18 protein-coding genes are annotated in these 14,386 nt (G+C 69.4%); 15 read left to right on the forward strand and 3 right to left on the reverse strand.

Annotation, left to right across the window (positions count from 1 at the left end; all coding sequences use genetic code 11):
* The 3 genes from ACH4RC_RS13190 to ACH4RC_RS13200 form a co-directional block, all read right to left on the reverse strand.
* Positions 1 to 518 (reverse strand): transposase (locus tag ACH4RC_RS13190; protein ID WP_398199236.1); only part of this gene is annotated, 518 nt, incomplete at its 3' end.
* A 309-nt stretch (positions 519 to 827) separates the two neighbouring features.
* Positions 828 to 1,190, reverse strand: a complete 363-nt coding sequence (locus ACH4RC_RS13195; RefSeq protein ID WP_398199238.1) for a hypothetical protein — start codon at positions 1,188 to 1,190, stop codon at positions 828 to 830.
* A gap of 86 nt (positions 1,191 to 1,276) precedes the next feature.
* Positions 1,277 to 1,921: a LuxR C-terminal-related transcriptional regulator gene (locus ACH4RC_RS13200; protein ID WP_398199241.1), complete on the reverse strand. Its 645-nt coding sequence runs from the start codon at positions 1,919 to 1,921 to the stop codon at positions 1,277 to 1,279.
* Between the two features lie 202 nt (positions 1,922 to 2,123).
* Between ACH4RC_RS13200 and ACH4RC_RS13205 the strand changes: the two genes are divergently transcribed.
* The 15 genes from ACH4RC_RS13205 (at position 2,124) to ACH4RC_RS13275 (ending at position 14,384) form a co-directional block, all read left to right on the forward strand.
* The gene (locus tag ACH4RC_RS13205) at positions 2,124 to 2,753 is read left to right on the forward strand and encodes a LuxR C-terminal-related transcriptional regulator (protein WP_398199243.1); all 630 of its coding nucleotides are present in this window, start codon (positions 2,124 to 2,126) and stop codon (positions 2,751 to 2,753) included.
* 60 nt (positions 2,754 to 2,813) lie between these two features.
* Complete coding sequence (locus tag ACH4RC_RS13210; protein ID WP_398199246.1) at positions 2,814 to 4,799, forward strand: ATP-binding protein; 1,986 nt, start codon at positions 2,814 to 2,816, stop codon at positions 4,797 to 4,799.
* Positions 4,796 to 5,362: a DUF4255 domain-containing protein gene (locus ACH4RC_RS13215; RefSeq protein WP_398199249.1), complete on the forward strand. Its 567-nt coding sequence runs from the start codon at positions 4,796 to 4,798 to the stop codon at positions 5,360 to 5,362. The genes ACH4RC_RS13210 and ACH4RC_RS13215 overlap by 4 nt, the downstream gene beginning before the upstream one ends.
* A complete protein-coding gene (locus ACH4RC_RS13220) occupies positions 5,359 to 6,039 on the forward strand; it encodes a hypothetical protein (protein WP_398199251.1) in 681 nt (226 codons plus the stop codon). Before ACH4RC_RS13215 ends, ACH4RC_RS13220 begins: the two co-directional genes overlap by 4 nt.
* Positions 6,036 to 6,896, forward strand: a complete 861-nt coding sequence (locus tag ACH4RC_RS13225; RefSeq protein ID WP_398199254.1) for a hypothetical protein — start codon at positions 6,036 to 6,038, stop codon at positions 6,894 to 6,896. Before ACH4RC_RS13220 ends, ACH4RC_RS13225 begins: the two co-directional genes overlap by 4 nt.
* 1 nt (position 6,897) lies before the next feature.
* Positions 6,898 to 8,415: a phage tail sheath family protein gene (locus ACH4RC_RS13230; RefSeq protein ID WP_398199257.1), complete on the forward strand. Its 1,518-nt coding sequence runs from the start codon at positions 6,898 to 6,900 to the stop codon at positions 8,413 to 8,415.
* The gene (locus ACH4RC_RS13235) at positions 8,412 to 8,852 is read left to right on the forward strand and encodes a phage tail protein (RefSeq protein ID WP_398199259.1); all 441 of its coding nucleotides are present in this window, start codon (positions 8,412 to 8,414) and stop codon (positions 8,850 to 8,852) included. Before ACH4RC_RS13230 ends, ACH4RC_RS13235 begins: the two co-directional genes overlap by 4 nt.
* 31 nt (positions 8,853 to 8,883) lie before the next feature.
* Positions 8,884 to 9,222 (forward strand): hypothetical protein, encoded by a 339-nt coding sequence (locus ACH4RC_RS13240; protein ID WP_398199261.1) that lies wholly within the window; start codon positions 8,884 to 8,886, stop codon positions 9,220 to 9,222.
* Complete coding sequence (locus tag ACH4RC_RS13245; RefSeq protein ID WP_398199264.1) at positions 9,219 to 9,407, forward strand: DUF6760 family protein; 189 nt, start codon at positions 9,219 to 9,221, stop codon at positions 9,405 to 9,407. The genes ACH4RC_RS13240 and ACH4RC_RS13245 overlap by 4 nt, the downstream gene beginning before the upstream one ends.
* A gap of 3 nt (positions 9,408 to 9,410) precedes the next feature.
* Positions 9,411 to 9,833 carry a phage tail protein gene (locus ACH4RC_RS13250; protein ID WP_398199266.1) on the forward strand — a complete coding sequence of 141 codons (423 nt, stop codon included), beginning with the start codon at positions 9,411 to 9,413 and terminating at the stop codon, positions 9,831 to 9,833.
* A 1,544-nt stretch (positions 9,834 to 11,377) separates the two neighbouring features.
* Complete coding sequence (locus tag ACH4RC_RS13255; protein WP_398199268.1) at positions 11,378 to 11,656, forward strand: hypothetical protein; 279 nt, start codon at positions 11,378 to 11,380, stop codon at positions 11,654 to 11,656.
* Positions 11,657 to 11,662: 6 nt separating this feature from the next.
* Positions 11,663 to 12,337: a peptigoglycan-binding protein LysM gene (locus ACH4RC_RS13260; protein WP_398199271.1), complete on the forward strand. Its 675-nt coding sequence runs from the start codon at positions 11,663 to 11,665 to the stop codon at positions 12,335 to 12,337.
* Positions 12,327 to 13,436: a phage late control D family protein gene (locus tag ACH4RC_RS13265; protein ID WP_398199274.1), complete on the forward strand. Its 1,110-nt coding sequence runs from the start codon at positions 12,327 to 12,329 to the stop codon at positions 13,434 to 13,436. The genes ACH4RC_RS13260 and ACH4RC_RS13265 overlap by 11 nt, the downstream gene beginning before the upstream one ends.
* On the forward strand, positions 13,436 to 14,077 hold the full coding sequence (locus ACH4RC_RS13270; protein ID WP_398200471.1) for a phage baseplate assembly protein V: 642 nt from the start codon (positions 13,436 to 13,438) through the stop codon (positions 14,075 to 14,077). The genes ACH4RC_RS13265 and ACH4RC_RS13270 overlap by 1 nt, the downstream gene beginning before the upstream one ends.
* 10 nt (positions 14,078 to 14,087) lie before the next feature.
* Positions 14,088 to 14,384, forward strand: a complete 297-nt coding sequence (locus tag ACH4RC_RS13275; protein WP_398199276.1) for a PAAR domain-containing protein — start codon at positions 14,088 to 14,090, stop codon at positions 14,382 to 14,384.
* The last annotated feature ends 2 nt before the right edge of the window (positions 14,385 to 14,386 follow it).

Below are 14,386 nucleotides of genomic sequence, written 5' to 3' on the forward strand. Positions count from 1 at the left end.
GTGAGAGCGGCGGAGATCTGCGGTTTCGTGCGGAAGGCCGGATCGGACCGGCCGCGAGTGAAGTGATGTGCGGGCGTGTACGGCTGTGCGTGCAGCGGGTAGTAGACACGCCCGTCGGTCCACACCGTGGTCACCGTGACGATGCCGTTGTCGGTCTTGCCCAGCCGGCCCAGCCACTGCCGACCCACGTTGGCAGTTGCCGTGCCGTCCTTGCGGTCCCCGGAGTCGTCAATCACGATGACCCCGCCGTCGTGCGGAGCGGTTGCCGCTTGCTCGTGCAGCAGTTCAAGCCGCCGGTCGTTGATCTGCTCGGCCTCCCATGGAGATTCGGACAGGAAGAACTGCAGTCGCTGCACTCCCGGCATCCCCGCACCGGCCACCGGCTCAGCCCCTGCCAGGCACGTGATCGTCTTGTTCCGCTCCCGCGGCGCCAGCAGCCCGGTCAGATACTCGCGAAAACCCCGCCGCTGAGCCAGGCTGAAGAAGAGGTCGTCGAACCGGGCCGCGTACTCCTCCAACGGCCCCGGCGCAGGCGGACACGGACGGCGAGCAGTCATCATCGGCTCCCAGCAGAGCAGTTGACACCTGCTACCGGCCTACGGCCAACCCGCACCGCCGTCAACCCAGACGACCACCGGATTTAACGAACTACCGTTACTGAGCTTGTCGGGGTGTTGTCGGGTGGTGAGTCAGGTGGGGTCGGGGGTCGTGCTCAGCCGCGTACGTGCGCGTCCCGAGCTGTTGCGGCCCGTGCCGCCGCCGAGGACAGGCCGCCCGCCACGACGACTACTCAGAACGTATGCGTCACATAGCTCGACGCACCTCACTCATCTCTCCGGCGGGTGCTCACCGACGGCTTGAATGAGCTGGTGCGGCGAAAGCTCACCGAGGGCGATCCGACGCGGGCGCAGCTGCCATAGCGAACCTGTGCGGCCGTCCCCTTCGACCACCAGGACCCGCAGGTGCGGATGGTCGAGCAACAGACGGAGCAGCGACGGGGGCACGCAGGCCGGCTCCGCCTCGCCGCCGAAGGAGGTGATCAGCACGCCCGCACCGGCAACCGCCTCGTCGAGCGGCACGCCGGGGGGCACCTTCCGTACGGCACCGGGACCGTACGCGTCCGCCAACAGCGCTCCCACCACGCCACCGAGGACGCCCTGAAGGTCGAGGAGAACGGTCACCTGTCGCACGCCAGTCCTGTTCTGCCCGGAAGTGTCTCCGCAGTGTCCGCGTCGGGGGGACGTTCCACCATGGTGCAGCAGGTTCAGAACGGGGTTCAGGTCCGTTCCCGTTGGTAGTGACGGCGGGCCCAGGCGGCGGCCTCGGCACGGCGGCGGATCTGCAGCTTGTCGAAGACGTTGTGAATGTGGTTCTTGACCGTCGGCACAGCCATCGAGAGCCGGTCGGCGATCTCCTTGTTGGTGAGCCCGTTCTCGATCAGGCGGACCACCTGCAGCTCGCGGCTGGTGAGCTGATCACTGCCGTCGGTGGTGAAGGGGCCGCCGCCGGTGAGTTCGGTGACCCGGCGCAGCAATTCGGCCAGAATGTCCGGCGGGCACACAGCCTCGCCCTTCCCGGCGCGCTCCAGTGTTGCGATGAGGTCGGTGAGTGACCCGTCGCGCGGCACGTAACCGACCGCACCGGCCTCGACGCACTGCAGGATCTCGGCTGCGGTCTCCACCACGCCCAGCACGACCACGCGCGTTCCCGGGGCCACCGCCCGCAAATCCGCCAGAATATCGGCGCCGCCCGGGGTCGATGTGTCGACCAGGACAAGATCTGGCCGGCAGCGCTGGACGCACTCGACGCCGGCCGGTCCGCTGGCAGCTGTCCCGGCCACCGTGATCGTTCCGTGTTGCCGCAGGACGTCGGCCAGACCGTCCCGGTAGAGGCGCACTGCCGCAATGATCACTACGTTCATGACCTGCCATCCTGGACATATCTCCTTCCTCATACTGGCCAGTCATCGCGGGGTCACGAAATACGCTGTTGCACGTAGATGCTGGTCGGGACAGTTTCCTGAACGGACCCGGCGCAGTTGCGCGTGCACGAACCGACCCTGGTCCCGGTTCTGGATCCGCCGGACCATGGCGGGCCTGCCCCGGGACGGCAACGATGCAGCAATGCGGGTAGCCATACTCGGTCCGGTCCGGCTCCACCGCGAGACGATCCGAGAGGTGCTGACAGGCCGGCCGCAGGTCGTCGTCCTGGGTGACGCCTGCGCGGACGCCGCAGGTCTCACCAGGATCCGTCGGCTGGGCCCGGACATCGTGCTGGTCGACGTGGCCTCGGCCGATGCTGTGGGTTCGCTGCGCTCCTTGACCACCGGGTTGCCCGGGATCAAGACCGTCGCGATCGGTGTGCAGGAACGCGACGGCGACGTCATCGCCTGTCTGGAGGCCGGGGCGGCGGCGTGCGTGCCCCTCGAGGACGATCCGGCCCGGCTCGTCGAGACGCTTCGCCAGGTCGTCGAAGGCGTTGTCGCCTGCTCTCCGTCGATCACCGGGCAGCTCTTCCGCCGGCTCGCCGCCCTCGGTGACGAGCGGCGCGGCGTCACGGCGGCCCAGCCGCTGACTCCGCGAGAGCGGGAGATCGCCGGGCTGCTCGCCGAAGGACTGAGTAACCGCGAGATCGGCCGACGACTGTTCATCGAGCTCTCCACGGTCAAGAACCACGTCCACAACATTCTGGAGAAACTTCGCCTCACCGGCCGCTCCGACGCGGCCTCCTGGTACGAGGCCCTGCCGCGCTGAACCCTCACCGGATCCAACGGCCCATGGCTCCGGCCGGTCCCGCGCTTCACTCTTTCCGGCATGTACCCGCCGTCGCCGCCGGTCGATTCGGTGGCCCTGACACCGCTGACCGCCTGGCTGGACCTCAGCCTGGGGCGGTGCCTGCTGCACCGCGTCGGGCCCGGGGCCTCCGGCGTTCCCGGCTGGTCGGTCTCACCGCGCGACGCGCTCGGCAGGCTCGGCATCGCCCCGGACGCCGCGGCTGACGTGGCGACCCGTCAGGCCGAAGCCGACGACATGCTGATCCGCACCCGCAGCGCCCTGCCGGCGAGGATCGCCCGGGTGGCCGAGACCTTCGCGCTGCGCGACAGTGAACTGCGGCTGCTGCTCATGGTGTTGGCGCCCGAGCTGGACGGCCGGTACTCGACGGTGATCGGGGTCCTGCAGGACGACCTGAACCGCCGTCGGCCTGGCCTGACTCTGCTGGCCGAGTTGATGCCGCACCCCGCCACCGCCTGGGACCTGCGACGCACCGCGTACACCTCAATGGTCGGGGCCGGTCTGCTGCGTCCCGACACCACCGTCGCTCCCACGGTCGACGCCGGTATCGCCCCGGCCTGCGCGGTAGTCGCCCACTTGCTGGCGCCGTCGGCCGACGAGGCCGCCGCGGCGACCGGCGCTCGCTACCGGCCGCCCGGCGGTGACATCGAGCTGTCCGCGGAGGAGACCGCCGTGGCCGAACGGCTGCGCCGGCACACCGTGGTCCGGCTGGACGACGCCGGCGGCTGGTTCGAGAGGGTGGCCACCTCGATCGACGTACCGTTGATCATCGGTGACCTCGCGACGGTGGAGGCGCGAGACGACGCCGTCGCCGACTGGTCGGTGCTCAGCCGACTCACCGACAGCGGCCTGATGCTGCTCGGAGCCGGTCCGGCCGAGCACCACCGGCTGGTCACGGCCACCGAGACGATACGGCTCGTGGCAACCGACAGCGACCTTCCCACTGCCCTGCCGCTCCGCGCCCCCGTCGTCACCACCGCGCAACGGGCCCGCTGGTGGAGCGGCGCCACCACCCGTGCGGGCCTGGACCTCGGCCCTGCCGGCATCCGTCGGCTCGCGGCGACCTCCCTGATCGACCCCGAGCAGATGGAACGGATCCTGGCCACCACCCGCCACGTCGACGGCGAACCCCAAGTCGTCCAGGTGCAACGCGCTGCCCGGGACCTGTCGCGGACCGGGCTTCCGCCGGGTGTCCGACAGGTCGAGCCGGTGTACGGGTGGAACGACATCGTGCTCGCCGAGGAGCGCAAGGGCCTGCTGAAAGCGATCCCGGCGCACGTGCTGCACGCCGGCCGGGTCCTGCACGAATGGGGCTTCGCGGGCCGTCTGCCGTACGGGCACGGCGTGATCGCTCTGTTCGCCGGTCCCAGCGGCACCGGCAAGACGATGGCCGCGCAGATCATCGCCAGGGAACTCGGCGTCGACCTGTTCCACGTCGACCTGTCCAAGACCATCTCGAAGTACATCGGCGAGACCGAGAAGAACCTGGAGGCCGTTTTCGACGCCGCCGAGCGGGCCGGGGCGGTCCTGCTCTTCGACGAGGCCGACGCGCTGTTCGGCAAGCGCACCGAGATCAAGGACGCGCACGACCGGCACGCCAACGTCGAGGTCGCCTACCTGCTGCAACGGATGGAATCCTTTCGCGGCCTGGCGATCCTGACCAGCAATGTGAAGCAGAACATCGACGGCGCGTTCGTGCGCCGACTGCGGTTCGTCGTGGACTTCACCATGCCCGACGCCGCCGAGCGCCGCAGCATCTGGCGCAAGGCGATCCCCGGCGACGCGCCGCTCGCCCCCGGTCTCGATGTCCGCTCGCTGGCCAACCGCCTGCCGATCCCCGGCGGCAGCATTCAGAGCATCGCGCTGCACGCCGCGTTCCTCGCCGCGTCCGGCGGTGGCCCGATCAGCCCCGACTCGGTCCTCATCGCCACCCGCCGCGAACTGCACAAGATGGGCATGCTGAGCGCCGAACGGGACCTCGCGAGGCAACCGGCGGTGCCCTCATGACCGCTACCGCCATCAACCGGGTGACGCGCGTGCTACAGGCCCGGCTCGCCGCGGTGATCGGCACCGACGAGGTGTACATCGGCCCGCCCGTCGCCGAGGACGTCGGCACCCGCAAGCTGTGCCTGTTCCTCTTCCACGTCGCCGCCAACCAGACGATGCGCAACGAGCCCCGCTACGTGTCCCCCGCCGGCGACCCGGACGGCCCGTTGGTCGAGGCCGAGGCGCTGCCGCTGGACCTGCGGTACCTGCTGTCGGTGTTCCGGACGGCGGGAGTCGGCGGCAACGGCAATGCCGACCCGGACGAACTGGTGACCCTCGGGCAGGCCGTCAGAGCGCTCCATGAACGGCCCTTCGTCGAGGACGCCCGGATAACCGTCGAGCCGTACTCGATGGAGGAGCTGAGCAGGGTGTGGGGGCTGTTTCCCCAGACCTCGTACCGGACCTCGATGGTCTATCTCGTCAGCCCGGTGACGGTGGAGGTCGACCCGCCGGTCACCGGCGCGCCGGTGGTCAGGCGCACCGACCGGCAGGGCCCGATGCAGCCAGGACCGGTGCTGCCATGAACGACATCGTCTTCGACCGGGACCGCGTCGACGTGGTGACCGCCGTGGTCCACCTCATCGACGGCCTGACGCGCCGGACCGTACTGCACGACGTCGAGGTACAACTGTGGGACTCGAACCGGCGCGCACCCCGCCCGGTCCGCACGATCCGCAACCGCAGCGGCCTGTTCGTGCTGCTCAACCACCCGGCCGACGAGGATGTGACGTTCCGGGTCACGGCCGCACGGGCCGGATACCGGGATCCGGACCTGATCACGTTCCGGCCCTCGCGCGACGGCCGCCTGCGGGTCGAGGCGCTGCAGCGGCGGCCGGACGCCGACTTCGGCGATGTCTCCGTGCTGGTCCGCGGCACCGTGATCCGCTCCGGGGGCGCCTCCGGCGTCCGGGTGCCCGCGGCCGGCCTCACGGTGACCGCCGAGCCGCCGGCCGACGTCGCCGGCCGACAGTTCCCGGCCATCACGGACGAGCGCGGGGAGTTCGCCCTCGCTGTCGGCATCACCGAGCTCGCGATGGGCGAGCCCGCCCCGGTGCGCACCCACTTGCGCTTCGAGAGGGCCCGGGCCCTGCTCGTCGACCTGGAACACGGCCGGACGCACACCTTCTCGGCCGACATCGACCTGGACGGTGACACCCTCCCGGCGTTCACCCACAAGATCGGAAGGAGAGCCCGGCCGTGACGGATCCCGAGACCACCGTCATCGACTCGAAGATCGACGAGCTGACGAGGCAGGCTGCCGAGGATCGCAGGACCAAGGCGACCGCGGACGACAAGGTCACCGACACCGAGACCCGGCTGGCCGCCCTGCGCGCTGCCCAACGGGAGATCGACGCTAACCAGAAGACCTATGAGGCCGCCCATCCGGACCTGCTGCGCAACCAGCGGTCCTTCGAGGAATTCCGCAGGACCGAGAAGACAGCTCTGGAGGACCTGCTGAATTCGGTTGCCGACGAGGTACGGAAGGGGAGCGCCGCCCTGGACACCAAGCGGCACGAACTGCGTCTGGCGGCCGAGGCGAAGGCCGACGAGTTGCGGACCGCCGAAGACGTCCGGGACGCGGCCAAGATCGCCGTCAAGGAGAAGACCGACCTGGCCGGACAGTACAGAAAGCTTGCCGCCTCGGTCACCGCCCGACACACGACGCTCAAGTCGAGCCGCGACGAGATCGAGAAGATCGGCAACGAACGCCAGTACGCCCTCGCCTACCTGCTGCTCATCCGCGACTTCACCGACCGGCTGAACGCCGAGCCCGAGGTCATCGAGCCGGCCGGGCTGCAGGACAGGCTGCTCGAGGCGCTCGACGACCAGGGCGAGGCCGAAGCGGAACTGGTCGGGAAGGAACGCGCTGTCGCCGACGCGAAAGTGGCGTACACCGACGCAAAGGCCGCTCTCGACGACCACATCAAGAACGGCGAGACCCGGCTGCGCGACCAACTGGGGAAGACGTCGCTGCCGGAGGATCACACGCCGCCTTCGCCACCGGTTTCCCCACCGGACGAGCCGCAGAGCCAGACGCCCGACGGAGAGGAGGAGTGACATGCCCGAGTACCTGGCGCCAGGTGTCTACATCGAGGAGATCGAACGCGGCCCCCGGCCCATCGAAGGCGTCGCCACCAGCACCGCGGCCTTCCTCGGTGAGACCCTCCGCGGACCCCGGCTGCCGCGACTGGTCACGAGTTACGGCGAGTTCGTCCGCTATTTCGGCGACATCTTCCACCCGGGCAAGTACATGCCGTACGCGGTGAAGACGTTCTTCGACAACGGTGGCCGCCGTTGTTTCATCACCCGTGTCACCGGCGCCGACGCCGGCACCGCCGAGCGGGTTCTCGGCGACATCACCATCACCGCGCTCGGCCCCGGCGAGTCCTACAACCAGGTGTGGGTCCGGATTCTGGCCGGCACCACCCGCGACGGCAACGGCGACCCGATCGGGTTCCGACTGCGCCTGGACTACTGGGCCGACCCGCGCAACGTCCCGGGCGACGCCGACAGCATCGACACCGCCCAGGTGCTGCCCACCGTCTCGGAGGACTTCGACGACCTCAGCGTCGACCCGGCCTCCCCGTCCTACTTCGCCAAACGGATCAACAACTTTAACTCTGTGCTGGTCGAGGTGGCGGCGCCGGAGGGCGCGGCGCTCCCGCAGCCGGCCGCCGAGCGCCTCGACGGCGGCAGTGCGGGCGACGCCCTCGTCCCACCGGACTTCGAGGGCGACCCCGACCCCACCCGGCCCACCGGCCTGGCCGCGCTCGACCTGGACCAGTTCCGCTCGGTGGCCATCGTCTACGCCCCCGGCTGCGACTACACCACCGCGAACCTGGTCGTCGCGCACTGCGAACGCAACCGGTTCCGGATCGCCGTGGTCGACGCGCTGCCCGATCAGGCGTCGGCCCAGGCCATCGCCCCCCGTGACCAGGTCACCGACTCGCGGTACGGCGCCTTCTACTATCCGTGGATCTACGTGAGCGATCCGCGCAGCGGCATGCGCAAGAAGATTCCGCCCGGCGGCGCGGTCTGCGGCATCTACGCCCGCACCGACAACACCCGTGGCGTCTTCAAGTCTCCGGCCAACGAGGTCATCGCCGGTGCGATCGACCTCGAATACGACATCAACCAGCGCACCCAGGAGGTGCTCAACCCGCAGGGTGCCAACGCCATACGCCGCTTCCCCGGCCGTGGCATCCGGGTCTGGGGCGCACGCACCATGTCCAGCGACCCGCTGTGGAAGTACGTCAGCGTCCGGCGTCTGTTCATCTTCCTCGAGGCGTCGATCTACAACTCCACCCAGTGGGTCGTCTTCGAACCCAACGACACCCGGCTCTGGGCCCGCGTCAAACAGACCGTCACGTTGTTCCTGCGCAGCCAGTGGCGCGAGGGCGCGCTCTTCGGCGACAAGGAGGAGGAGGCGTTCTCCGTGGCCGTCGGCCGGGAGACCATGACCGAGCAGGAGATTCTCAACGGCATGCTGGTGATCGAGATCGGTGTCGCACCGGTCCGCCCGGCGGAGTTCGTCATCTTCCGAATCTTCCAGAAGACTCAGGAGGCCAAGTCGTGACCCGCCCGGATCCGCTCCGCAACTTCCGCTTCTCCCTGGAGATCGACGGGCTCTCCCAGGCCGGCTTCTCCGAGGTCACCATCGGCGACCTGTCGAACGACCCGATCGAGTACCGCGAGGGCGACGAGATTCCGACCGTGCGCAAGCTCAACGGTCTGGTCAAGTACGCCAACATCACGTGCAAGTGGGGCATCACCGACTCCATGGAGTTGGCCGACTGGCATCAGGAGGTCGCCCAGGGCGCCACACCTCTCGACGACATCCGCAAGACCGTCGTCATCCACATCCGTGACGAGGCCGGTCAGGACCGCGCGGCTTTCGAGATCACCCGGGCCTGGCCGTGCAAGTACGACCCGACCGACCTCAACGGCACCGGCAACGAGGTGGCCATCGACACCCTCGAACTGTGCAACGAGGGAATCCGGCGCATCGCGTAGCAGACGCATCCTCCCGTAGAAGGGGTGTCCCATGTTCTCCACGGAAGTCAACTTCACCCTGCCCAAGGGCTATCTGGACCAGGATGGCGGGCTGCACACCGACGGCGTGATGCGACTGGCCACCGGGGCTGACGAGATCCTGCCGCTGAAGGATCCGCGGGTGCAGCAGAACCCGGCCTACCTGACCATCATCGTACTGGCCAGGGTGATCACCAGGCTCGGGGCGCTGCCCGATGTGAACACCAAAGTGATCGAGGGCCTGTTCGCCAGCGACCTCAGTTACCTGCAGAAACTCTACGAATCGCTCAACGACGATGACGCCGCCCCGGGCGTGGTGCCGGATTTCCCGCTGGTGGGCGACGCCCGATGAGGGCGTACCCGGTCGATCAGCTCTACGCGGAGATGGCCTTCATCGCCTACCACTTCCACTGGCCGCACGCCGAGCTGATGTCGCTGGAGCACCGGCAACGGCGGCAGTGGTGCGAGGAGATCTCGCAGATCAATCGGCGGCTCAACGGCGCTGAAGTCGGCCTCTTCGACATCGGGGTCAGGTGAGCGATGGTCCGTGCCGACCCGTACCGCGGGTTCCGCTTCGTCGTGGAGGCCGACGGCACCACCGTCGCCGGTTTCCAGACCATCACCGGCATCGAACGGCAGACCCGGACCGAGCCCTATCGGGAGGGCGGCGTGAACGACTTCGAACACCAGATCGCCGGCGTCACCACCTACCCGCCGCTGGTGCTCAAGCGGGGCCTGGCCGACACCACGCTCTGGGACTGGCACCAGCAGGTGATCGGTGGCGGCGTCCAACGCCGCACGGTCTCGGTGATCCTGCTCGACGACAACCGCGCCGAGGCGTGGCGGTGGATCTGCCTCGACGCGTACCCGGCCCGGTGGGTCGGCGCCGAACTCGACGCCCTCGCCGACGCCGTGGCCACCGAGTCGGTCGAGCTGGTCCACCGGGGGATCACCCGCCAATGACCATCAGCCGACTGCCGCTGCGCCCCGCACCCATGCGGGTCCCCACCGGCACGCCCCGCGTCACCTCCCGCCGTCGGCGCGGCCATCGCCCACTCGCACTGATCTTCCGCACCGCGCCGGCACCCGCGCCGGCCCACCGTTGCGCCGACGGCGCCAAGGTCAAGATGACCGTGCGGTTCACTCTCCGGCTGCAACTGACCGAGCAGATCACAGAGGTGCTCCGGCCGATCCAGCCGTCGGCCGCGATCGGCCCTCCGGGCTTGCGGAGTACGGGGCGAGGCCCGCTGCCCGGCAACCCGGCGCCCGGTCCCTCGCTCCACGTCGTGCGACGCACCGTCGCGGTCCCGTTCCGGCAGCTCACCACGGCGACCCGAGCCCGGTCCCGTCATGCGCAGACGTCCGGCGCTCCAAGCCTGCGACCGCCCGCCACGCGCGTGTCGCGACGAGCGGCGGCACGTGCGTCGTCCGCCGCATGGCCCCAGCTCACCCTGGCACCCTCGGCCACCCCGGATTCACCGACCACGCTGCCGACTCCGCCCGCTCCGCGCTCACCGCAGGCCTTGCATCGGCGCATACTCACGGGCCGGCCGCGCCTCACGGCCGCTCTGCCCGCTCCGCCCCGGCCGGAAGCCTTGGCCCGCCGTGGGCCGCTCCCCGCCAGCGCCCCGCCAGCCCGTCGAACAGCGGCAAGCACGCGGTGGGGAGCAATGCAAACCTTCCGAACCGCCACACCGCACCACCCGCGCCCCGCGACCGCCGACGGCGAATCGGGCTCGACACCACGACTGCCCGGCTTGGCCCCCTGGACCGTTCTCCCGGCCGGCCCCCGGAAACAGCCGAGCAACACCCCGGCCACCACGCACCACGCACAGCAAGCGAGGAGCACGCGTACTTCCCCCACGCACCCACCTGGCAGTCCCGCTGTCGACCCACCTAAAAAGCGCGCCCTGTCGCAAACCCCGCTTACCACCCTGGCCACCCATCCTCCGACGGGCTCGAACCTCACCATGCGTCGTCTGCGGAATCCGATCCGTCTCCCCGCCCCGGCGGCCAGGCGCCCCTCCCCGACCGATCCCACACCGCCAGGTGCGGCCCCGCGCCGACACCGGCCCCTCACCCAACCAGGCCGGCTCGGCGACACCCTCGACGCGCTCGAACGTGGACGTTCCCGTACCGGCGCCTCGTCGGCCTTACCGGCACCGGCCCTGACAGCGGTTCGCAGCAGTCCACTGGTACGGAACTCCTGGACCACCGCGCCCCATCACCCGCCACCCGCCACCGCCGACAGCGAATCGGGCCGGACACCACGACTGCCCCGCCCGACCCCCGTGACAGTCGCCCCGGCCCACCCCCGGGAACAGCCGGGCAACACCCCCGCCACAACACACCGTGCACGACAAGCGTGGAGCGCCCATCTCCGTCTCACACACCCACCGCGCAGCCCCGCTGCCGACCCACCTCGGACCCGCGCCCCGTCACAGTCCCCGCTCACCACCTTGGCCACCCACCCCCCAACAGGCTGGGCCCTCACCCTAATTCGTCCCTTGAGCCTGGACCGCTCTCCCGTCGCCGCGCCCGGCCGCCTCTCCCCTACCGGACCCGCCTCGTCGGCGACAGTCCCGGCGCCGCCTCACCACCCGGCCCCGCTGGTGCACCGCACCCTGCCGGCCGAGCCCACCACGCCGTCGACGGCCCCACGCCCGCACCAGCCCGCCACGCGGGCGGACCGGCCCGCCATCGACATGGACGCGCTCAGCCGTGACCTGTGGCGGCGCTTCACCAAACAGATGCGCATCGAGCAGGAACGCCGCGGGAGGGGGTGAACGCAGATGGCTCAGGAACTGGCGAAAGCGACAGTGACCCCGCTGAACGGGCGCGGCGCCGGCACCGAGATCCCCGTGCTGTTCAACCCCTCCGAGTACAACGTCGAATACTCGGCTTCGTTCACCGAGATCGCGGCGCCCGGCCTGTCCAACCCGATCCTGCAGTTCATCAACGGAAACACCCAGGTCTTGTCGATGGATCTGTTCTTCGACACGTGGACCGACGGTGGCGGCCGCAACGTCCTCGACGCGACCGAACCACTGACCGCCCTGCTCTCCATCGACGGGACGTTGCACGCCCCGCCTCAGGTGAAGTTCCACTGGGGGGTCTTCCAGTTCACCGCCGTCGTCGAACGCATCAGTCAGCGGTTCACCATGTTCCGCTCCGACGGCACCCCGGTCCGCGCCACCCTCACGGTCACCTTCAAGCAGTACAGGCCGATCACCGAACAGTTGCGGGAGCCACGCCGCAACTCGGCGGACCGGACCAAGCGGCGGGTCCTCGAGTCCCACGACAGCATCTGGCTGCTGGCCGCCAGAGAGTACGGCGAACCCCGGTTCTGGAGGGTGATCGCCCGGGCCAACGACATCGACGACCCCCGGCGCATCGAACCGGGACGGGTGCTGGTGCTGCCACCGCTCGACGACGAACGGCGGCGGGAGGTGGACGATGCGACTTGAGCAGCTTGACGAGCGGCACGACGGCTTCTACGTGCCGGCGTTCGCCATCCGGATCGGCGGCGAGGACGTGCTGCGGGACCTGTTCCTGGCGGTCTCGACGGTGAGCGTCGACCTCAGGGAGAAGGCGGCCGGCCACTTCACCTTCACCGTGACGAACGCCTTCGACTGGGAAGCCCGTCAATTCCTGGCCACCCGCCGCCGGCGACGCGTGGACCTGCTCGAACTGTTCCGGTTCGGCAGCACCGTGGAGATCTCGATGGGCTACGGCGACCGCGGCGACCTGCGACCGATGCTGACCGGACTGCTCACCGAGATCACCACCGACTTCGGAGCCGGCGGCACCCCTGAGCTGACGATCAGCGGCTACGACGGCCTCTATCCGCTGACCGTCGGCAAGGCCAGTCGCCATTGGGAGGACAAGCCGGACAGCACCGCGGTGCGAGATCTGGCCGGTGCCGCCGGTATCCGCGCCGATGTCCGGACCACCACCCCGGTCATGGCGTGCATCGACCAGAACAACGAGAGCGAGATGGCGTTCATCCTCAAGCTCGCCGAACGCAACGGCGTGACGTTCTACGAACGTGACCGCACCCTGTACTTCGGTCCGCGCCGCAACGACCTCGCCGACGTGGTGGAGCTCGAATGGGGCCGGGGCCTGCTCGGCTTCAGTCCCGAGGTGTCCCTGACCCGGCAGGTCTCCGAGGTACGCGTGCACGGCCGGTCGGTGACCACCGGCGCGGCGATCGTCGGCAAGGCCCGGCGCGGCCAGGAGAGTGGCCGCGACACCCGGGCGCGAAGCGGCGGCGAACGCATCGTCACCGCCTTCGGCAAGGACGCTGTACTGAACTCGCGCGCCGCGGTGCGTACTCAGTCGGAGGCCGATGCCCGCGCCAAGGCCATCCTCGAGGAACGGGCGCAGACCTTCCTCACCGGCGGCGGCGAGTCGGTCGGACTGCCCGAGCTGCTGCCGGACACCAACGTCACGATCGCCGGGCTGGGTCCGGCGTTCAGCAAGACCTACTACCTCGGTGAGGCCACCCACCGAATCGACGGCGGGGGCTACCGCACCCTTTTCAAGATTCAGGAGACGACGGTGTGATGAACGAACTGTGGCGCCATCCAGCCGAGTCCGAGCGCGAGTCCGACGGGTTCCTCGCCGGGCTGGCCGTCGGCGAGGTCACCGACAACAAGGACCCGGACAACCTGGCCCGCGTCCGTGTGCGGCTGCCCTGGCACGCCGGCAGCGGCACCAGCTTCTGGGCGCGAGCCGCCATGCCGATGGCCGGCAGCGGGCGCGGCAGTTACTTCGTCCCCGAGGTCGGCGACGAGGTACTGGTCGCCGCCGAGAACGGCGACCCCTCACACCTCTACGTCCTCGGCATGCTGTGGAACAACAAACAGCTCCCACCGCAGAACAACAGCGACGGGCAGAACAACACCCGGATGATCAAAAGCAGGTCCGGGCACACTGTCCGCTTCAACGACGACAAGGCCGAACCCGAAGTCGAGGTCGGCCTCGCCGACGGCAAACGGATCCTGCTCGACCAGCAGAAGATCACCATCGACGACGGCAGCAGTGACGTCATCACGTTGACCGCCTCGTCCGGCACGATCGAGATCAAGGCCGCTCAGCAACTCACCCTCCGGGCAGCCAGCGTCTCCATCGAAGCCACCGCCGCGATGACCGTCAAGTCATCCGGAACGCTGACGATCAACGGCACACTCGTCAAGATCAACTAGGGGGACGGTCATGGGAAAACCGGCGGCCCGCGTCACCGACACCACCAGCCACGGCACCCCGCTCAGCCCGGGACCGGGCTGCCCCACCGTGCTGATCGGTGGCCGGCCCGCCTGGCGCTCCGGCGGCGACACCCACATTTGTCCGCTCTCCGACGGACCGAAACCACACGTCGGAGGAGTCATCGCGATGGGCAGCACCACCGTGCTGATCGGCGGGTTGCCGGCCGCCCGGCTCGGCGACCATGTCATCGAGATCGGTCCGCCCAACGCGATCGCGGCCGGTGAACCGACCGTGCTGATCGGCTGACC

Origin of the sequence: Streptomyces sp. NPDC016845 (assembly GCF_044332585.1) — a bacterium.
Taxonomy (GTDB): Bacteria; Actinomycetota; Actinomycetes; order Streptomycetales; family Streptomycetaceae; genus Streptomyces.